Origin of the sequence: Achromobacter sp. E1 (assembly GCF_037039475.1) — a bacterium.
Lineage (GTDB): Bacteria > Pseudomonadota > Gammaproteobacteria > Burkholderiales > Burkholderiaceae_B > Achromobacter > Achromobacter mucicolens.
Map to the genome: position 1 here is coordinate 679,852 of NZ_CP146253.1, position 17,114 is coordinate 696,965.

Genomic DNA, 17,114 nt, shown 5'->3' on the forward strand with positions numbered 1-17,114 from the left:
CACCTTTTCAGCGATAGTGCCATGCGTATCTCGGAAACCTGTATCAAGCGCCCGGTGTTCGCGTCGGTCCTGTCGCTGATCATCGTGCTGATCGGCCTGATCTCGTATTCGCGCCTGACGGTGCGCGAGTACCCGAAGATCGACGAGCCGATCGTGTCTGTGGACACCACGTACAAGGGCGCCTCGCCGGAGGTGATCGAGTCGCAGGTGACCAAGCCGCTGGAAGACCAGCTGGCCGGCATCGAAGGGGTCAACGTGATGACCTCGCGCAGCCGCTCCGAGCGCAGCCTCATCAACATCAAGTTCAACCTCTCGCGCGACCCCGACGCGGCGGCGGCCGAAGTGCGCGACAAGGTCTCGCGCGCGCGGCGTTTCCTGCCCGACGAGATCGACGAGCCGATCATCGGCAAGGTCGAGGCCGATTCCCAGCCCATCATCTACATCGCCGTGGAGTCGGGATCGTTCTCGGCGATCCAGACCTCCGACTACATCAACCGCTACATCAAGACCCGCCTGTCGGTGCTGCCCGGCGCGGCCGAAGTGCGCGTCTTTGGCGAGCGCCTGCCGTCCATGCGCATCTACGTCGACCGCGACAAGCTGGCGGCGTACGGATTGACGGTGCAGGATGTGGAAGCCGCGCTGCGCAGCCAGAACGTCGAAATTCCGGCGGGCCGGATCGAGTCGCGGGCACGGGAATTCTCAGTGGTGTCGGCCACCGACCTGCAGACGCCCGCCCAGTTCGAGGACGTGATCGTTGCCAACGTGAAGGGCTACCCGGTGCGGATGCGCGACGTCGCCAAGGTCGAGATCGCGGCCGCCAACGACCGGATCCTGTCCCGCTTCAACGGCAAGCCCGCCATCAACATCGGCATCACGCGCCAATCCACCGCCAACCCCCTGGAGCTTTCCAAGGCCGCCCGCCAGGAGGTCGAGCGGCTGAACGAGACCCTGCCGGCCGGCATGAAGCTGAACATCGCGTACGACTCGTCGGTGTTCATCGAGCGTTCCATCGATTCCGTGTTCCACACCATCATCGAAGCCATCGTGCTGGTGGTGCTGGTGATCTTCTTCTTCCTGCGCAACCTGCGCGCCAGCATCATTCCCATCGTCACCATCCCGGTGTCGCTGGTGGGCGCCTGCGCGCTGATGTATCTGTTCGGCTTTTCGATCAACACGCTGACGCTGCTTGCCATGGTGCTGGCGATCGGGCTTGTGGTGGACGACGCCATCGTGGTCCTGGAGAACATCTACCGGCACATCGAGGACGGCATGCCGCGCAAGGAAGCCGCGCTGCGCGGCTCCAGGGAGATCGGCTTCGCGGTGGTCGCCATGACCATGACGCTGGTCACCGTGTATGCGCCGCTGGCGTTCGCCACCGGGCGCACGGGGCGCCTGTTCATCGAGTTCGCGCTGGCGCTGGCGGGGGCGGTGCTGGTGTCGGGCTTCGTGGCGCTGACCCTCACGCCCATGATGTGTTCGGTGCTGCTGCGCCACCAGACCCGCCACAACCGCTGGTACAACCTGATCGAGGGCTGGCTGAACGGTCTGAGCAACGGCTATCGCCGCATGCTGGGCGCCTCGCTGCGGCATCGCTGGATCGTCGTGGTGATCGGGCTGGCCGTGGCGGCAGGCAGCGGCGTGCTGTTCAAGGTGGTCAAGAGCGAACTGGCGCCGGTCGAGGACCGCGGCGTGGTCTTCGGCCTTGTCAGCTCGCCCGAAGGCGCCACGCTGAACTACACGCTTGACAGCATGCTGGGCATTGAAAAGTTCTATGCCGACATCCCGGAAGCCAGCGGCAGCCAGGTCACGGTGGGCTTTCCCACGGTCACGGACGGCACCGCGATCCTGCGCCTGAAGCCCTGGGAAGAGCGCGAGCGCAAGCAGCAGGCCATCACCCAGCAATTGCAGCCGCAGTTCGCGTCGCTGCCGGGCGTGCGCGCCTTCCCGACCAATCCGCCGTCGCTGGGCCAGTCGGCCCGATCCAAACCGGTGGAGTTCATCATCATGAGCCAGGCCTCGTACCAGGAGCTGTCGCGGCTGACCGAGATCTTCCTGGCCGAGCTGCGCAAGTATCCGGGCCTGCTGAATCTGGACACCGACCTGCGCCTGAACACGCCGGAGCTGCGCGTTCGCGTGGACCGCGACAAGATGGCCGACGTGGGCGCCAACGTGGACGTGGTGGGCCGCACGCTCGAATCGATGCTGGGCGGCCGCCAGGTCACCCGCTACAAGGACGAGGGCGAACAGTACGACGTGATCGTGCAGGTGACGCCGCGCGACCGCGCCAATCCCACCGACATCTCGGGCATCTACGTGCGGGCACGCGACGGCAGCATGGTCCAGCTGGACAACCTGCTGGGCGTGCACGAAGGCGTGTCGCCGCAGTCGCTGAACCACTTCAACCGCCTGCGGGCTGTGAAGATCGATGCGGCGGTGGCGCCCGGCTATGCGCTGGGCGAGGTGCTGGACCACATGCACCAGGTGGCGCGAGAGGTCCTGCCCAACACGATCATCACGGACCTGGACGGCCAGTCGCGCGAATTCCGCGATTCGTCGGGCAGCATCTACCTGGTCTTTGCGATGGCGCTGGCCTTCATCTACCTGGTGCTCGCCGCGCAGTTCGAAAGCTGGCGCAACCCGTTCATCATCATGCTGTCGGTGCCGCTGTCCATGACGGGCGCCTTGCTTGCCCTGTGGCTGACGGGCGGCACGCTGTCCATCTACAGCCAGATCGGGCTCATCACGCTGGTCGGACTGATCACCAAGCACGGCATCCTGATCGTGGAGTTCACGAACCAGCTGCGCGACGAGGGCAGGGAGCTGTTCGAGGCCGTGGTCGAAGCCAGCGTGCTGCGGCTGCGCCCCATTCTGATGACGACCGGCGCCATGGTGCTGGGTACCGTTCCCCTGGCGCTGTCCACGGGCGCGGGGGCGGAATCGCGTCAGCAGATCGGCTGGGTTCTGGTGGGCGGGCTGTTGCTGGGTACACTACTGACCTTGTTCGTCGTGCCGGTGGCCTACACGCTGATTGCCACCGCACGCAAGAAGCCAGGCACCGCCGGCAGCCAGGCGCATTCCGCGCCCACGCCGCCCGCCTCGCAGCCCCAAGCGTCGGAATAGTTATGCGCCAGATCATCTTTGACACGGAAACCACCGGACTGGACCCTGCACAGGGTCATCGCATCGTCGAAATCGGCTGCGTGGAAATCGTCAACCGCACGCCGACCGGCAACAACCTGCACATCTACCTGAACCCGGACCGCGACAGCGATCCCGAGGCGCTGGCGGTGCACGGGCTGACCACCGAGTTCCTGTCGGACAAACCGCGCTTTGCCGAAGTCGCGGACGAATTCGTCAAGTTCATCCAGGGCGCCGAACTGATCGCGCACAACGCCGCGTTCGACGTGAAGTTCTTCAACGCCGAACTCGCAAAGATCGGCCGCGGTCCCATCACCGAATTCTGCGAGACCGTCACCGACTCGCTGCTGCACGCCCGGTCGCTGTTCCCGGGCAAGCGCAATTCGCTGGATGCGCTGTGCGACCGCTTCGGCATCTCGAACGCGCACCGCACGCTGCACGGCGCATTGCTGGACTCGCAGCTTCTGGCTGAAGTCTGGCTGGCGATGACGCGTGGCCAGGATGCGCTGCTGATCGATGTGGACGATAGCGCCGGCGCCAGCGGCGGCGGCATGGTGCTTGCCCGGTTCGACGCCTCGGGTCTGCCGGTCATCACGGCCAGCGCCGAAGAACTTGCCGAACACGAGGCCTACCTTGCCGCGCTGGACAAGAGCGTGGGTGGCGAGTGCGTGTGGCGCAAGGTCGATGCGCCCGTCGCGGCAGCCGCATAAGAAGTTATCAGAGGCGACTTGCACACGTTTAAAAATTCGTGCTATTATTTCGCCTCTTTCGGGGTGGTTAGCTCAGTGGTAGAGCACTGCCTTCACACGGCAGGGGTCACTGGTTCGAACCCAGTACTACCCACCAAAGACCTTCCAAGGCGCTCAAGCCTTTGAAGTGCCCCAAAAGACAATGGCCAGTTCGCAGCAGGTTCTTCGCGATGCCGGTCTTGTTCTTCGGGCAGCAAACAAAAAGCCAACCTTCATCGGTTGGCTTTTTTGTTTTTGATTCATTACTCTTTCTCTGATCTGGCGCAACCCGGCAGTACTGCGGTTGCGCCAAGCCTGTTCCACGCCTGTCTATCATCAATAAATCGGCGATTGACTGCCAAGCAAACAGGAGAAGGCCATGAGTCCGCACACCAATACCATGCTCATCATCATTTGCACGGGCGTGGCGCTCATGTTGATCGGCTTCGGGTTTCGTGACCGCAATCTCGGCATGACCCTGATGGGCCTTGGCCTGGTCACCGCCATCGGCGCGATCATCTACAAGGCCTACATCACCTTTTCTTGACCCAGCCGCCGGCGGCTTCAGCTTTTTTGCGCCTGCTGCCGGGCCACGCGCGCAAGCAGCGTGTCCAGCTGGTTTGCAAACGCCTTGCGGTCGGACTGGCTGAAGGACGACGGCCCGCCCGTGTCCACGCCGCTGGCACGCAGTTCCTCCATCATGTCCCGCATCGCCAGCCGTTCGCGGATGGTCTCCGTCGAATAGCGTTCGCCGCGGGGATTGATCGCCATGGCGCCTTTCTCAAGCACCTGCGCGGCCAGCGGAATGTCGCCGGTGATGACGAGATCGCCCGTTTCCGCCCGCTCCACGATGTGCGCGTCGGCCACGTCAAAGCCGCGCGGCACCTGCACGGCACGGATCAGCAGCGATGGCGGGGTGTAGAGCGCCTGGTTGGCCACCAGCGTCAGCGGCATCTGCCAGCGCTGCGCGGCGCGAAAGAGGATGTCCTTGATGACGGCGGGACAGGCGTCCGCGTCGACCCAGATGTGCATCGCGCTTACGCGCCCAGCGCTTTCTCAAGCGCCTCGGCCACGAGGTCATTGGTCGACACGCCGCGTTCGGCGGCGGCGGCGCGCAGCTTGTCGGCCTGCGTCTGCGACAGCTTCAGAGGGAAGGGGACCAGACCGGCGGCCTGATCCAGCTTGCGCTGTTCGCGGCGGTCGGGCATCTGGGAAGCGGCGCCGAAGCGGTCCGGCGTGGCCGATTGCTTGAGTTGGCCGGCCAGCTTCAGGGCCTGGTTCTTTTGGAGGTCGAATTTATTCATCGGATTTCCTGATAGGGAGCGCCATCATAGACGCAACCCGGCTCAGCGCGGTTTGGCGTGCTCCAGTTGGGCGATGCCTTCCTCGGCGCCGTCGTGCAGCGGCACGCTCAGGCCAAGCCGGGCGGTGGCCGCAGACACCTGCGAACCCTGTGCCGAACCGGCCGCCAGCAGGTCCTGCCCGGCCTGGTAGACGGCGCGCACCACGACAAGCGCTTCGTCGCGCGTGAGGTCGGTGGTGGTCAGCATCAGCGCCGCCACGCCCACCGTCGGAATGCGCTGTGCCTGATTGGGGTAGGTGCCGGCCGCGATATCCAGCGGCATCAGCACGCTGTCCCCGGACGTGAGGGTCTTGATGACGTCCGGGTCCAGCGGCAGCAGCTTGAGCTGCGCCGGAATCAGCGCATCGCGCAGCGGCGTGGCCGGCACGCCGATCACCTGGGCCGCGGCGTCGACCGTGCCAGCATGCAGGAGCGGCAGGGCGGCGACGAAAGGCGTGTCGGACACCTTGTAATCGCGGCCCGCCTGCAGGCCATGCGCCGCCAGCACGGTTTGCAGCGTCTCGCGCACGGCCGATCCTTCCGGCCCTAGCGCGATTGTCTTGCCCTTCAGGTCCCGCACGCCGCGCAGCGCGGGGTCGTCGCGCACGACGATATGGACGAGTTCCGGGTACAGGCTGCCCAGGGCACGCAGACCGGCGAAGGGGCCTTGCCCCGCAAAGGGGCCCGCGCCTTCATAGGCCAGCCGCGCCGTGTCCGCCTGGGCCAGGCCGACCACGGCGTCGCCGCTTCGCAGGAGCGCAATGTTGTCGGCCCCGCCGCCGGTGATGAGCGGCGACACCCGGATCTGGCGTTTTCGGGCGACGTCGCTCAGGGCGCGTGCAAACGCCAGGTACTCGCCGCGGTCCGGGCCGCCAGCCAGCGGGTAACCCTGCTGCAGCCGGGACAGGCGGCCGTTGATGCGCGCCACCGAGCGTTCCAGCTCCTGCTGCACGACGTGCTGGGCCGTGCTGGACGCGATGTAGGTCACCGAATGCGTGATCTGGTCCAGCGTGTCCAGCAACTGGCGCGTGACCGTGGGCGGCGCGCCGGTGTCCAGCGACGGCGCTTCGGCCGCCTTGAAGCCTGCCGGCGTCACCAGCTTCCACGTCCCGCCTTCTTCGCGGTAGATAGCGCTGGCATGGGCGACGATGCGATCGCCGGCCTTGTTGCCGCCGGACTTCACGCCGCTGATGCTGCGCGGGCCGGCGCCCAGCAGCGTCACCAGCGACGCCGCGCCGGGCTGGTCCCACGCGCCCAGTGAAATGTCGCGGGTCAGTTCCAGGTCGACGTCGTAATACACGACGCGGCGGGTTTCGCCGGCTGGGGCAGTGCTGTCCGTGGCCGAGCCCATCCGTTTGAGATTGGCGATGCGAAACAGGTCCTTTCCATAGGTGGCTTCAAGGCTGCGCGTGACGTCGGCGCGCAAGGCGTCAGCATCGGGTGCGCGGCCGCAGGCGGCCAGCATCGCGCACAGCAACACCATCAAAATTTTCTTGAACATGGCTACATCCCTCCCACGAATGGCAAGGAGATCAGCGAGCTCAGGACGATCACGTTCAGGATGTCCACCAGGAAGGCCCCGGTGACGGGGACCACGATGAACGCTTCCGGCGCCGGGCCGTGACGGCGCGTGAGGGCCTGCATGTTGGCGATGGCGGTGGCCGTGGCGCCCATCGCGAAGCCGCAGAAGGCGGCGGACATGATCGCCGCCTCGTAGTCCCGCTTGAGCAGCCGGAACACCACCCAGGCGGCGTAGAGCGCACACACCAGCGTCTGCACCGCCAGCATCAACGCCAGCGGGCCGGCCAGCCGTGCGACGCTGGACAGGTCCAGCGTCATCATCGTCATGCCCAGGAACAGCGACAGCGAGATCGTGCCGATGATCTCGGTGGCCCGGTCGTCGAGCCGGATGCCGACCAGCGGACCGGCGTTGCGGATGAGCACGCCGGTGGCCAAGCACCACAGGAAGTTGGGCAGGCTGACGGGAGCGTCTTCAACCAGCGCCGCCAGGACGCCGCCGACCACCAGGCAGACGAACGCCGCGGTCATGGACAGGATGAACGTGCCGGCCGTGGGCGGCTGGTTGTCTTCGTTCAGGTCGGCGGGCTGGTCGCCTTGAGCCGCGGTATGGTCAAGGCTGCCCGACACCTTGTGGCGGCGCATGATCCATTCCGCCACGGGCCCGCCCACGACGCCGCCCAGCACCAGGCCCAGCGTCGCAGCCGTCATGGCCAGCGGCATGACGTCCTGGATGTTGTTGAAGTCGGCAAAGCGTGTCGCGTAGGCCGCGCCGGTGCCGTGTCCGCCCACGAGCGTGATCGTGCCGCCCAACAATCCCATGAGCGGGTGCATGTCCAGCAGCCAGGCCATGCCCAGGCCGACGGCATTCTGTAAAACCAGAAAGGGGATCAGCGCCAGCAGGAAGGCAATGAGACGGGGCCCGCCCCGGGCCAGCAGCTTCAGGTTGGCGGTGAGTCCGATGCAGCCGAAGAACAGCAGCAGCAGCGTGGGCTTGATGCTGGTTTCCAGCGAAACGGCGACGCCGCCCCAGGTGGACAGCAGGTAGGCCAGCACGGCGAACAGCAGCCCGCCCACGATGGGGTCCGGAATGCTGTAGCGCGCCAGCACGCCGATGCGCGTGGTCATGACGCGTCCGATGACGAGCACGAGGCAGCAGGCTAGAAGGGATTGGACGGGCGAAAGGGAGATCATATGAACCTTCGCGCCCCGCCGGGGCGCAGCAAGCCAGACTGTTCAAACCGATTTCAAGCCGTAATCAAACCGCGTTTTCAGACCGTTTTGCCGCCGCATCGTTTGCGGACTGCGGACCTATCTTACGTCCGGCAAAGCGTGGCTGTACACGTTTTGAAAGACGGCTCGATCAGGCGCGCAAGGGGGTTGAGGCCGGGAAGGGAAAGGCGCGCGACATGTAACTGGCGCCTGCGCCATAGCCGGCGAGTTTCTCGGCCAGGCCGGCAGGCTGCGGGGCAAGCGGCGCATACCCATGCCGCTGCCAGTAGCCGGCCGCCGACGCCAGGGATACCAGGCTGGCGCGCGTCAGGCCGTTGTCCACGGCGCGCGCGGCGGCGGCGCCCACCAGCGCCTGGCCCACGCCCAAGCCCTGCGCCGCCGGCACGACCGCGCAGTCATGCAGGAACCAGTGATCGGCCTGCGGCGGCAGCGCGGAAAGCGGCACATCCAGGGCGGGCGGCAGGCCCGCGTCCCAGGGATAGGAAATCAGATAGCCCAGCACCGCGCCGGATTTGCTTGGCGCCTCCGGCTGGGCAACCCAGCAATAGTGCGGCGCAAGCGCGAGGCGGTTCAGGAAAAAGCCGGCGCCTTCCAGCAGGAACTGCGGATAGGCGAGGGCCTGGGCCTGGAGGATGGCGTCCACATCGCTGGCCAGCATGGGACGGACTTGGTATTGCATGACGTGTCGAAGCCTGAAAACTGCCCGCCATTGTAACGATCGGGCGCGCGCCGGCATTTCATGAAAATTCGACGAGCCCCTGCGCATACTGCACCGCATCGTGCCCCGCATTCCGTCCAATCAACGTCTCATGCACATCCAGTTCCGGTCCGACCCCCCAGCGCCGCAGGTGTTGGGTAAGCCTCTGCCCCTGCGTTCCGTGTGGCCGCCGCAGACGGCCGACGTGCCGTATGACACCCGTGTTACCTGCGTCATTCCGTGCTTGAACGAGTGCGAGAACCTGCGCGTGCTGCTGCCGCTTCTGCGCAACCGGCTGTCGGCGTTGTGCACCAGCTGGGAAATCATCGTAGCCGACGACGGCAGTACCGACGGCACCGAAGCGCTGATGTCGGAATGGACCGAGCACGAGGGCTTTCGCCATGTGCAGCTGTCGCGCAATTTCGGCAAGGAAGCCGCGCTGAGCGCGGGCCTGGAGGCCTCCACCGGCAACGTGGTGATCTGCCTCGACGCCGATCTGCAGCATCCGCCCGCGCTGATCGAGCTGATGCTCGCGCGCTGGTCTGCCGGCGCTGAAATGGTGTACGCCGTGCGGCGCGACCGCGCCGACGAGTCCTGGCTCAAGCGCTCGGGCGCGCGCTGGTTCTATCAGTTGCTCAGCAATGCGCGGGGCGTGCAGGTGCCCGCGCACGCCGGCGACTTCCGGCTGATGGACCGCAGCGTGGTCGACGCGCTGATCGCGCTGCCCGAGCGCACCCGCTTCATGAAAGGCCTGTATGCCTGGGTCGGGTTCAAGGGCGAGGCCCTGCCGTACACGCCCGACGAGCGCATGCACGGCACCAGCACCTATAGCGGTCTGCGCCTGTTCCGTCTGGCGCTGGACGGACTGACTGCCTTTACGACCTGGCCGCTGCGCATGGTCAGCCTGGTGGGCGTGGCGTTTGCCGTCCTGGCGCTGGCCTATGCGGGATTCCTGGTGTTGGACTATCTGATGTCCGGCAACGCCGTATCCGGGTGGACGACCATCGTGACGGCAGTGCTGTTCTTTGCGGGCGTCAACCTGATCTCGCTGGGCGTCGTGGGCGAATATGTCGCCCGCATCTTCGACGAAGTGAAGGGCCGTCCGCTGTTTGTCGTGCGACGCACCCGAGGCGGTCCCGCCGGCAAGGCGCAGGGCTGATGATGGCCAACCTTGAGAAGCCGGCGCGCTCCGAATGGACCCCGCCGGCAGGATGGCTGCTGCTGGCCGCGGGAATCTGGCTGGCCTGGTTGGCGTGGGTGCGTCCGCTGACGCTGCCCGACGAAGGGCGTTACGCCGGCGTGGCCTGGGACATGCTGCGCAGCGGCTCCCACGCCGTCCCGCTGCTGGACGGCATGCCGTACTTTCACAAGCCGCCGCTGTATTACTGGCTGACCGAACTATCGTTTTCGGTGTTTGGCGTGCATCCGTGGGCGGCGCGCTTGCCGTCGTGGCTGGCCGCGTGGAGCGCGGCCGCCGGTTTGTACGTATTCGTGCGCCGGCATCGCGACGCGGCGGTCGCCTCGTTGACGGTGCTGGTCCTTTGCACCGTGCCGTTCTTCTATGGCGGCGCGCAGTTTGCCAACCTGGACATGCTGGTGGCGGGCCTCATTACGCTGTGCGTGCTGGCTGCCGCGGAAACCGTGTTGCGCGTCGAGCGTGGCGAACGGTGGCGCGCGATGTCCGTGGCGGCCGGCGCGCTGGCCGCGCTGGCGGTGCTGGCCAAGGGGCTGATCGGCCTGGTGCTGCCCGGCGCCATCCTGTTGCTGTGGCTGGTCTGGGAGCGGCGCTGGCGCGGGCTTGGGGCGCTGGTCTGGCCGCCGGCGCTGCTGGTGTTCCTGGCGGTGGCGGCGCCGTGGTTCGTGCTGATGCAGATGCGGTTTCCGGGCTTTTACGACTACTTCTTCGTCTATCAGCATTTCCAGCGCTTCGCGGCCGGCGGTTTCAATAATGCCCAGCCGTTCTGGTTCTACCTGCCCGTGCTGGCCGGCTTGAGCCTGCCGTGGTCGCTATGGGGCGGCGGCATCCTGCGCCGCGCGTTCTGGATCGCGGGGCCGGCGCGCAGCCTGCGGCGCCTGGCTGCGGTGTGGTTCGCCGTGGTCGTGGTGTTCTTTTCGTTGCCGCATTCCAAGCTGATTGGCTATGTGCTGCCTGCGCTGGCGCCGGTCGCGTTTCTGCTGGCAGAGGTCATCCTGGCAGCGTGGCGCAGCGAGAACGGTTTGACGACGCCGCGGCTGGTGCGCATCAGCGCCGCGGTCGCCGCCGGGATCTGCGTCATCGCCGTGGGCATCACCGCATTCAATGCGAAGGGCAGCGCCGCGCCGCTGGCCCAGGTCGTGCGGCAGGAAGCGCGTCCGGACGATACCTTCGTGTCGCTGCACGCCTATCCCTTCGACCTGGCGCTCTATGCGCGCGCACCTCGGCCCACCTGGGTCGTGGACGACTGGCTCAATCCTGAGGTGCCGGTGCGCGACAACTGGCGCAAGGAGCTATACGACGCCGCAAAGTTCGATCCGGTCACCGGCAAACAGGTGCTGATCAGCGCCGCGCAGTTCAACGCCACGCTGTGCGCGGCGCCGGACGGGGCGCGGTTCTGGGTGTGGGGCGGTCATGGCGATGGCGCCATCTACCTGCCGCTGCAAGGACTGGCGCCCGTCGTGACGAGCGCCCGGCATGCGATGTGGCGCGTGGACGCGGGTGCGGCGCTCAGGCAGCGGGTTTGTGCCGGAACGCCCACAGCCGGCTAGCGATGAAGGTGCCGAACGCCAGACCGATGAGGATCAGCGCCAGCAGCGTGTCGTAGGGTACGTCGGTGGCGTGCAGCAACCAGGCATAGGCAGATTCGTTGATCGCAAAGCCGATCGCTGAAATAAAAAAGAAACGACGGGCCGCTACGGTCCAGGGTATGGGCGAATGTCGAAACGTGAGCCGGTAATGGCCGCTGAAGGACACCACGAAGGCGCTCAGCCAGCCGATCAGGTTGGCCGCCAGCGGCGGTGCGCCGAACGCTTCGACGCAGCCCACGGTAACGGCCCAATGCGTTGCGGCGGCAGCGCAGCCGACGGCGACGAAAAGGCTGATCTGCCGGATGAGGGTGCGCATGGGGAATGTGTCGAAGAGCTGAATGGAGAGACGTTGATGAGCAAGCGCGTCGTGGTGTGCGGTGATGATTTTGGCATGAATGCGGACGTCGATGAGGGCATGATTGCGCTGGCCGGCATGCGGCGGGTCAGCGCGGTCAGCTGTCTCTCCTTGGGCCCCACGTTCGCCGCCAATGCCCCCAGGCTGGCGGCGCAGGATGTGGACATCGGCCTGCATCTGAACTTCTCGGAAACGCTGGGCGCGGACGCCGAACCGCTGCCTTCGCTCGGCGCGTTGATCCTGAAGGCCTATGCGGGCCGGCTCGATGCCGCCTGGATCGATGCGCGGCTTGATGAACAGTTCGACGCTTTCGAAGCCGCGTTCGGCCGCGCGCCGGACTATGTCGACGGACATCAGCACGTCCATCAATTGCCCGGCATCCGCAAGCGCGTCCTGGCGCGGCTCGCGCAGCGTTACGGCACGCAAAGGCCCTGGTTGCGCCACACGGCGCCCGGCATGCAATGCGGCATTCCGCTCAAGGAATCGTTCAAGGCGCATGTGATCGGCGCGTTGGGGGCGGCGGCGCTGGCGCGCGAGGCCCGTTCAAGCGGCTGGCGGACCAACCGGCGCCTGTTGGGCGTGTATGCGTTCGACGGCGGCCAGCGCCGCTACGCGCAGCTCTTGCAGACCTGGCTGTTCAATGCGCGCGAGGGCGACCTCGTCATGTGCCATCCGGCATTGGGGTTTGCTAAAAGCAACGAGCAGGACAGCGCGATGGCGCGCCAGCGCCGTGCCGAATTCGACGTGCTGGCCAGCCCCAAGCTGGGTGACTGGCTGGACGCCAACGGCGTGCGCATCACGCGCCTGGCGTTGACACGCGCCGATCACGAGTTGCCGGTAGTGGGACGCGCTATCCCCGCGTGAGGCTTTCCAGCAGCCATGCGCCCGCCGGCCCCAGCGCGCGCCGGGTCGACCAGACCGCGTCGACATGGATCCGGCGCGGCCATCCCGGCACCTTCAGTTCCACGAGCTGATCGCCGCCAAAGCGCTGGATCATCCAGCGCGGCAGTTCGGTCCAGCCGAATCCCAGACTTGCCATTTCCAGCAGCATCAGGTAGCCGGGCGCCGACCACGTCGCGTGCGCGGGCGTGGCGTCCTTGTCATCCAGCTCGTACGTGCTCAGGCGCAGTTCGCGTTCGGTTCTCAGGTGGTCGGACGTGACCGACGGCAGGCTGGCCAGCGGATGCGAACGCCCCACGCACAGGACGATTTCCGAGCCTTCGGCCAGGCACGCACGTGCCACGTCCGGCGGGTAGGTTTCCTGCGCGGCCATCAGGCCGACGTGGGCACGGCCCTGCTGCACCAGCGCCACCACGTCCTCGTATTCCGCGATCAGGCATTCGAAGCGCAGGGCCGGGTAGCGCTTGTCGATCTGGCTCAGCATGGTTTCGAACGTGCGCGACTGGAAGGTGTCGGACAGCACGACCGTAAGCCGGGGTTCCAGGCCTTCGGACAACTGGCTGGCGCTGCGGTTCAGTCGGTCGTTGGCGGCCAGCACCTGCATGGCCTGTCCCAGCAGCACCTTGCCCGCGGCGGTCAGCGCGGGCTGGCGCTGGCTGCGATCGAACAGCGTGACGTTCAGGTCCACCTCCAGGTTGGCGATGGTCTCGCTGATCGTGGATTGGCTTTTGCCCAGCTTGCGGGCCGCGGCCGAGAAAGAGCCTTCGGCGGCTACCTGAGCGAAGGCGGCCAGGGATTCAAGGGAATGACGCATGGCGGTGATCGGTCGGAGTATCGGATTTTCCGATGGATATGATCTTTATCGTAACGGGATAGGCGTGGAAAATGCCGCCACTCCGAAGCAAACCGACCGCAGGTGGGTCATGACGCAAGCCAAGAAAACCCTCAAAGAACGATTCCTCCACGCCTTCCTGTTCGAAATCATCGCGATCGGGCTGTGTGCCCCCGTGGCGGCCTGGGCCATGGGCAAATCCCTGTTTGAAATGGGCGTGCTGACCGCGGTGATCGCCTGGATCGCGCTGGTGTGGAACATGATCTACAACGCGGGCTTTGACCGCATCGAAAACCGTTTTGGCTGGACGCGCACTTTTCGGGTGCGCGTGGTGCATGCATTCGGCTTTGAGTTCGGCCTGATCCTCATCGTGATCCCGCTGGCGGCCTGGTGGCTCAGCATCAGCTTGTGGGAAGCCTTCGTGCTGGATATCGCGCTGGTGCTGTTTTATCTGCCCTATGCCTTCTTCTACAACCTGGCCTACGACCGCGCGCGTTCCCGCGTGATCGCCTGGCTGTCGCGCCGCGGCGCTGCCGCCGCCGAGGCATAAAGGCTCAACCCTTCTTGCGCTGGTAGGCCTGGCGGGCGTCCTGCATGAAGGTCTTGACGGCGGTTTCGTACTGCGTGCCGCTGCGGAAGGCGCCCGAATGCGAGGCGCCTTCAATCTTGACCAGCCGCTTCAAATCCGGCGCTACGTTGCGGGCGGCCGCAAAGAGCTCGTCGCTCATGGTGTGCGGCACCACGCGGTCCGCGGTGCCGTGCATGAACAGCATCGGCGTATGCAGCTGGGCCAGCTTGTCCACGGAAGCAAACGGCTGCGTGACCAGCAGGCTGGCGCCGGGCACGTTGCCCCAGCGCAGGGTGGCCAGCATCGCGCCGATGCTGGTGAAGCTGGATTCCACGATCAGGCCGGCAAAGTCCGGCTGCTCCGGACGCGAGGCCAGGTCGATGGCGATTGCGCCGCCCAGGCTGTGCCCGTAGACGAAGCGGCGCGCCGGATCGGGCTGCAGCCGCGCCAGTTCCTTCAGGCCCGCCATGGCGTCCTGCAGCGCGCTTTCCTCGGACGGCAGACGCGGCGTGGACGCGCCAAACCCGCGATAGTCGATCGCCAGCATGGAATATCCCATCCGGCTCCAGCCGTCGATACGGAACGCGCTGCCATTCAGGTTCCAGCGCGCGCCATGCAGATACAGGACCGTGGGGGCGCCCGGCTTGGGGCTTGCCAGATACCACGCACGCACCTTGTCGCCGTTTTCCAGCGTCAGGTCGTACACCTGCGTCCCGGCGGCGGGGTCCCGCCACCACGATTGCGGCTCGGATTGCGGCGAAAAAATGGTCTGCCGTTGCCAGGAATCCAGTTGCGTGCAACCGACCACGCCGGCGGCGGTGAGCACGGCGGCGGCAAACAGTCGGCGGGCAGAGAAGCGGGGCAAGGCGGGCATGAAGGGTCTGACCCGGCAAGTCGGGTTGGGTTCCGGCATCAGCATACTCCGGCGCGGCCGGCCAGGCGCCGTCACGGGGTGCCGGGATGCACCTCGCGCGTCAACGCCAGCCATGCCTGCGCGGCGTAGGACAGGTAGCCGCCGCGGCGCCACACCAGCACCATTTCCCAGTCCGTCCCCGTATCGCGCAAGGGCGCGCGCGCCACGCCTGCGTGCAGCGCCACGTCTGCCGTAATGCGCGGCAGGAAGGCGACGCCCAGCCCCGCGGCCACCAGCGCCACGATGAAATCGATCTGGCCGCTGCGCGCGGCGATGGCCGGCATGAAGCCCGCCCGCTGACACGCGTCGTGGATGATGCGATTCAAGGCAAAGCCGCTCTCGAACAGGATGAAGGGCGAGTCGCGCAGGTCGTGCAGCCCCACGGACGCCGCGTGGGCCTGCGGATGGTCGGCGGGCATCAGGGCGACCAGCGGTTCGCGTGCCACCGGCTGCCATTCGAAATGGTCGGGCACCGGCTTGAGCGACCCCGCCAGCTCGATTTCGCCGGCCATCACCATCTCTTCGAGGCGGCGGCTGCCATGTTCCACCAGACTGATCTCGATGCGGGGATAGCGGCTGCGAAAGCGCGCGAACATTGGCGCGAACAAAGAACTGCTGCCCAGCGGCGGCAGGCCCAGGCGCAGCACGCCGCGCTTCAAGCCCTTCAGATCGTCCAGCTCGGCCCGCAGATCGTCGCGTTCGGCCAACATGGCGATGGCGCGCCGGTACACGATCTCGCCAGCCGCCGTCAGCCTTAACGGTTGCGCCTGTCGGTCCAGAAGCGGCATGCCCAGTTCATCCTCCAGTTGACGCACGGCTTTGCTGACCGTGGGTTGGGTGGCATGGATGACCTTCGAAGCCTGGGAAAAGCCGCCTTGCCGGACGACTTCGACCAGGGCGCGCAACGTACGCAGTTCCATGGCTATGCCTGATTGGAATAGAAGGGATTCATCGAATTCATTTTATCTATGCCTGCCGCAGGCGTACAACGGAACCTTGCCGCTGGATTTCGTCTCATGACCCGCTTTCGCCATTCCATCCTTTTGCGCAGCGCGCTGCGCCGCAGCCGTCTGCTCCAGATCGCGTTGATCGTTCTTTTCTCCCTGGCGGGGCAGGCGGTGGCGCAGGCCTCGGGCCTGCCGGTGCCCGGCGGCGTCATCGGGATGGCGCTGGTGCTGCTCCTGCTGGCGACGCGCCGGTTGCGCGTGCGCAATGTGCAGCGCGGCGCAAGCTGGCTGCTGGGCGAAATGCTGCTCTTCTTCGTCCCGGCGGTCATGTCGCTGCTGGACCACCGTGAATTCCTGGGGCTGCTGGGCGTCAAATTGCTGGCGGTCATCCTGCTGGGCACGGCGCTCGTCATGGCAGGCACGGCGCTCACCATCGATCTTTGCTACCGCTGGATGAACCGCCATGCGGTCTGAATTCAACCTGCTTTTCTGGCCGGCCGCGACGGTCGCCGCCTACGTCTGCGCGCGTCTGTTCTACCGCCGCTATGCCTACTGGTGGACGTCCACGCTGGTCGTTGCGCCCGCGCTCCTGCTGACGCTGGCCATCCTGCTGCATACCGGCTATCGCGAATACATGTCCGGCTCGCACTGGCTGATGGCCATGCTGGGCCCGGTCATCGTGGCGTTCGCCTTGCCGCTGTATCAGCAGCGCGCGCTGATCCGGCGCTACTGGCCGGTGCTGGCCGCCGGGGTGGCGGTGGGCAGCGGCATCGCGGGGGCCAGCGCATGGCTGCTGGGCAGCCTGCTGGATTTGCCGCCGGACCTGCGGCTCAGCTTGTTGCCGCGCTCGGTCGCCACGCCGTTTGCCGTGGCGGTGTCGTCCCACGTGGGCGGCGTGCCCGACCTGACGGCCGTTTTCGTCATCGTGACGGGCGTGTTTGGCGCGGCCATCGGCCAGCTCATGTGCAGGTGGCTGCCGCTGCGCTCGGCATTGGCGCGCGGCGCGCTATTCGGCATGGGGGCGCACGGCGCGGGCACGGCCAAGGCCCGCGAGCTGGCCGCCGAAGAGGGCGCAGTCGCGGGCCTGGTGATGGTGATGGCGGGCCTGTTCAACGTGCTGGTCACGCCGGCCGTGGTGGTGGGGCTGCTGGCCTGAAGG

At 66.4% G+C, this 17,114-nt stretch carries 19 protein-coding genes and 1 tRNA gene; 10 read left to right on the forward strand and 10 right to left on the reverse strand.

Features of this window, described 5'->3' with window-relative positions; genetic code table 11:
• Positions 1–21 precede the first annotated feature (21 nt).
• The 3 genes from V6V88_RS03045 (at position 22) to V6V88_RS03055 (ending at position 3,984) form a co-directional block, all read left to right on the forward strand.
• Positions 22–3,120 carry an efflux RND transporter permease subunit gene (locus V6V88_RS03045; RefSeq protein ID WP_280002975.1) on the forward strand — a complete coding sequence of 1,033 codons (3,099 nt, stop codon included), beginning with the start codon at positions 22–24 and terminating at the stop codon, positions 3,118–3,120.
• A gap of 2 nt (positions 3,121–3,122) precedes the next feature.
• Positions 3,123–3,848: a DNA polymerase III subunit epsilon gene (gene dnaQ / locus V6V88_RS03050; protein WP_056327877.1), complete on the forward strand. Its 726-nt coding sequence runs from the start codon at positions 3,123–3,125 to the stop codon at positions 3,846–3,848.
• A gap of 61 nt (positions 3,849–3,909) precedes the next feature.
• Positions 3,910–3,984, forward strand: a tRNA-Val gene (locus V6V88_RS03055).
• Here the strand turns inward: V6V88_RS03055 and V6V88_RS03060 are convergent.
• Positions 3,955–4,179 (reverse strand): hypothetical protein, encoded by a 225-nt coding sequence (locus tag V6V88_RS03060; protein WP_175157343.1) that lies wholly within the window; start codon positions 4,177–4,179, stop codon positions 3,955–3,957. The genes V6V88_RS03055 and V6V88_RS03060 overlap by 30 nt on opposite strands.
• A 66-nt stretch (positions 4,180–4,245) precedes the next feature.
• Here V6V88_RS03060 and V6V88_RS03065 point away from each other — a divergent pair, with 66 nt between their 5' ends.
• A complete protein-coding gene (locus V6V88_RS03065; protein ID WP_167427935.1) occupies positions 4,246–4,413 on the forward strand; it encodes a hypothetical protein in 168 nt (55 codons plus the stop codon).
• Positions 4,414–4,430: 17 nt separating this feature from the next.
• On the opposite strand, the gene V6V88_RS03070 is transcribed toward V6V88_RS03065, so the two are convergent.
• The 5 genes from V6V88_RS03070 to V6V88_RS03090 all read right to left on the reverse strand — a co-directional run bounded on the left by V6V88_RS03070 (position 4,431) and on the right by V6V88_RS03090 (position 8,617).
• On the reverse strand, positions 4,431–4,898 hold the full coding sequence (locus V6V88_RS03070; RefSeq protein WP_338617756.1) for a YaiI/YqxD family protein: 468 nt from the start codon (positions 4,896–4,898) through the stop codon (positions 4,431–4,433).
• Positions 4,899–4,903: 5 nt separating this feature from the next.
• Positions 4,904–5,170, reverse strand: coding sequence for a hypothetical protein (locus tag V6V88_RS03075; RefSeq protein ID WP_280003845.1), 267 nt, complete (start codon positions 5,168–5,170; stop codon positions 4,904–4,906).
• Between the two features lie 42 nt (positions 5,171–5,212).
• Positions 5,213–6,709 (reverse strand): TAXI family TRAP transporter solute-binding subunit, encoded by a 1,497-nt coding sequence (locus V6V88_RS03080; protein WP_280003844.1) that lies wholly within the window; start codon positions 6,707–6,709, stop codon positions 5,213–5,215.
• Between the two features lie 2 nt (positions 6,710–6,711).
• The gene (gene gltS / locus V6V88_RS03085; RefSeq protein ID WP_280003843.1) at positions 6,712–7,920 is read right to left on the reverse strand and encodes a sodium/glutamate symporter; all 1,209 of its coding nucleotides are present in this window, start codon (positions 7,918–7,920) and stop codon (positions 6,712–6,714) included.
• Positions 7,921–8,089: 169 nt separating this feature from the next.
• On the reverse strand, positions 8,090–8,617 hold the full coding sequence (locus V6V88_RS03090) for a GNAT family N-acetyltransferase (protein WP_280003846.1): 528 nt from the start codon (positions 8,615–8,617) through the stop codon (positions 8,090–8,092).
• Between the two features lie 151 nt (positions 8,618–8,768).
• On the opposite strand from V6V88_RS03090, the gene V6V88_RS03095 reads away from it, so the two are divergent.
• Positions 8,769–9,815, forward strand: a complete 1,047-nt coding sequence (locus V6V88_RS03095) for a glycosyltransferase family 2 protein (protein ID WP_223574242.1) — start codon at positions 8,769–8,771, stop codon at positions 9,813–9,815.
• Positions 9,815–11,401, forward strand: a complete 1,587-nt coding sequence (locus tag V6V88_RS03100) for a glycosyltransferase family 39 protein (protein ID WP_280003842.1) — start codon at positions 9,815–9,817, stop codon at positions 11,399–11,401. The genes V6V88_RS03095 and V6V88_RS03100 overlap by 1 nt, the downstream gene beginning before the upstream one ends.
• Here V6V88_RS03100 and V6V88_RS03105 read toward each other — a convergent pair.
• Entirely contained in the window at positions 11,361–11,756 is a 396-nt protein-coding gene (locus V6V88_RS03105) for a GtrA family protein (RefSeq protein ID WP_280003841.1), read from the reverse strand. The two genes, V6V88_RS03100 and V6V88_RS03105, sit on opposite strands and share 41 nt — an antisense overlap.
• A 36-nt stretch (positions 11,757–11,792) precedes the next feature.
• On the opposite strand from V6V88_RS03105, the gene V6V88_RS03110 reads away from it, so the two are divergent.
• Entirely contained in the window at positions 11,793–12,659 is an 867-nt protein-coding gene (locus V6V88_RS03110) for a ChbG/HpnK family deacetylase (RefSeq protein ID WP_338617760.1), read from the forward strand.
• Here the strand turns inward: V6V88_RS03110 and V6V88_RS03115 are convergent.
• The gene (locus V6V88_RS03115; RefSeq protein ID WP_338617762.1) at positions 12,646–13,509 is read right to left on the reverse strand and encodes a LysR family transcriptional regulator; all 864 of its coding nucleotides are present in this window, start codon (positions 13,507–13,509) and stop codon (positions 12,646–12,648) included. The genes V6V88_RS03110 and V6V88_RS03115 overlap by 14 nt on opposite strands.
• Before the next feature lie 109 nt (positions 13,510–13,618).
• Here V6V88_RS03115 and V6V88_RS03120 point away from each other — a divergent pair, with 109 nt between their 5' ends.
• On the forward strand, positions 13,619–14,077 hold the full coding sequence (locus V6V88_RS03120; RefSeq protein WP_338619545.1) for a multidrug/biocide efflux PACE transporter: 459 nt from the start codon (positions 13,619–13,621) through the stop codon (positions 14,075–14,077).
• A 4-nt stretch (positions 14,078–14,081) separates the two neighbouring features.
• Here the strand turns inward: V6V88_RS03120 and V6V88_RS03125 are convergent, their stop codons facing one another.
• The gene (locus tag V6V88_RS03125) at positions 14,082–14,969 is read right to left on the reverse strand and encodes an alpha/beta fold hydrolase (protein ID WP_062838523.1); all 888 of its coding nucleotides are present in this window, start codon (positions 14,967–14,969) and stop codon (positions 14,082–14,084) included.
• Positions 14,970–15,040: 71 nt separating this feature from the next.
• A complete protein-coding gene (locus V6V88_RS03130; RefSeq protein WP_062838524.1) occupies positions 15,041–15,928 on the reverse strand; it encodes a LysR family transcriptional regulator in 888 nt (295 codons plus the stop codon).
• Between the two features lie 96 nt (positions 15,929–16,024).
• Between V6V88_RS03130 and V6V88_RS03135 the strand changes: the two genes are divergently transcribed.
• Positions 16,025–16,429 carry a CidA/LrgA family protein gene (locus V6V88_RS03135; protein ID WP_180100334.1) on the forward strand — a complete coding sequence of 135 codons (405 nt, stop codon included), beginning with the start codon at positions 16,025–16,027 and terminating at the stop codon, positions 16,427–16,429.
• Positions 16,419–17,111, forward strand: coding sequence for an LrgB family protein (locus tag V6V88_RS03140; protein WP_226848056.1), 693 nt, complete (start codon positions 16,419–16,421; stop codon positions 17,109–17,111). The genes V6V88_RS03135 and V6V88_RS03140 overlap by 11 nt, the downstream gene beginning before the upstream one ends.
• The last annotated feature ends 3 nt before the right edge of the window (positions 17,112–17,114 follow it).

Excerpts from the sequence above, each read along its gene's own strand:
- V6V88_RS03045 (WP_280002975.1), top strand. The coding sequence starts at position 22 with ATGCGTATCTCGGAAACCTGTATCAAGCGCCCGGTGTTCGCGTCGGTC.
- dnaQ (WP_056327877.1), top strand. The coding sequence starts at position 3,123 with ATGCGCCAGATCATCTTTGACACGGAAACCACCGGACTGGACCCTGCA.
- V6V88_RS03065 (WP_167427935.1), top strand. The coding sequence starts at position 4,246 with ATGAGTCCGCACACCAATACCATGCTCATCATCATTTGCACGGGCGTG.
- V6V88_RS03070 (WP_338617756.1), bottom strand. The coding sequence starts at position 4,898 with ATGCACATCTGGGTCGACGCGGACGCCTGTCCCGCCGTCATCAAGGAC.
- V6V88_RS03075 (WP_280003845.1), bottom strand. The coding sequence starts at position 5,170 with ATGAATAAATTCGACCTCCAAAAGAACCAGGCCCTGAAGCTGGCCGGC.
- V6V88_RS03080 (WP_280003844.1), bottom strand. The coding sequence starts at position 6,709 with ATGTTCAAGAAAATTTTGATGGTGTTGCTGTGCGCGATGCTGGCCGCC.
- gltS (WP_280003843.1), bottom strand. The coding sequence starts at position 7,920 with ATGATCTCCCTTTCGCCCGTCCAATCCCTTCTAGCCTGCTGCCTCGTG.
- V6V88_RS03090 (WP_280003846.1), bottom strand. The coding sequence starts at position 8,617 with ATGCTGGCCAGCGATGTGGACGCCATCCTCCAGGCCCAGGCCCTCGCC.
- V6V88_RS03095 (WP_223574242.1), top strand. The coding sequence starts at position 8,769 with ATGCACATCCAGTTCCGGTCCGACCCCCCAGCGCCGCAGGTGTTGGGT.
- V6V88_RS03100 (WP_280003842.1), top strand. The coding sequence starts at position 9,815 with ATGATGGCCAACCTTGAGAAGCCGGCGCGCTCCGAATGGACCCCGCCG.
- V6V88_RS03105 (WP_280003841.1), bottom strand. The coding sequence starts at position 11,756 with ATGCGCACCCTCATCCGGCAGATCAGCCTTTTCGTCGCCGTCGGCTGC.
- V6V88_RS03110 (WP_338617760.1), top strand. The coding sequence starts at position 11,793 with ATGAGCAAGCGCGTCGTGGTGTGCGGTGATGATTTTGGCATGAATGCG.
- V6V88_RS03115 (WP_338617762.1), bottom strand. The coding sequence starts at position 13,509 with ATGCGTCATTCCCTTGAATCCCTGGCCGCCTTCGCTCAGGTAGCCGCC.
- V6V88_RS03120 (WP_338619545.1), top strand. The coding sequence starts at position 13,619 with ATGACGCAAGCCAAGAAAACCCTCAAAGAACGATTCCTCCACGCCTTC.
- V6V88_RS03125 (WP_062838523.1), bottom strand. The coding sequence starts at position 14,969 with ATGCCCGCCTTGCCCCGCTTCTCTGCCCGCCGACTGTTTGCCGCCGCC.
- V6V88_RS03130 (WP_062838524.1), bottom strand. The coding sequence starts at position 15,928 with ATGGAACTGCGTACGTTGCGCGCCCTGGTCGAAGTCGTCCGGCAAGGC.
- V6V88_RS03135 (WP_180100334.1), top strand. The coding sequence starts at position 16,025 with ATGACCCGCTTTCGCCATTCCATCCTTTTGCGCAGCGCGCTGCGCCGC.
- V6V88_RS03140 (WP_226848056.1), top strand. The coding sequence starts at position 16,419 with ATGCGGTCTGAATTCAACCTGCTTTTCTGGCCGGCCGCGACGGTCGCC.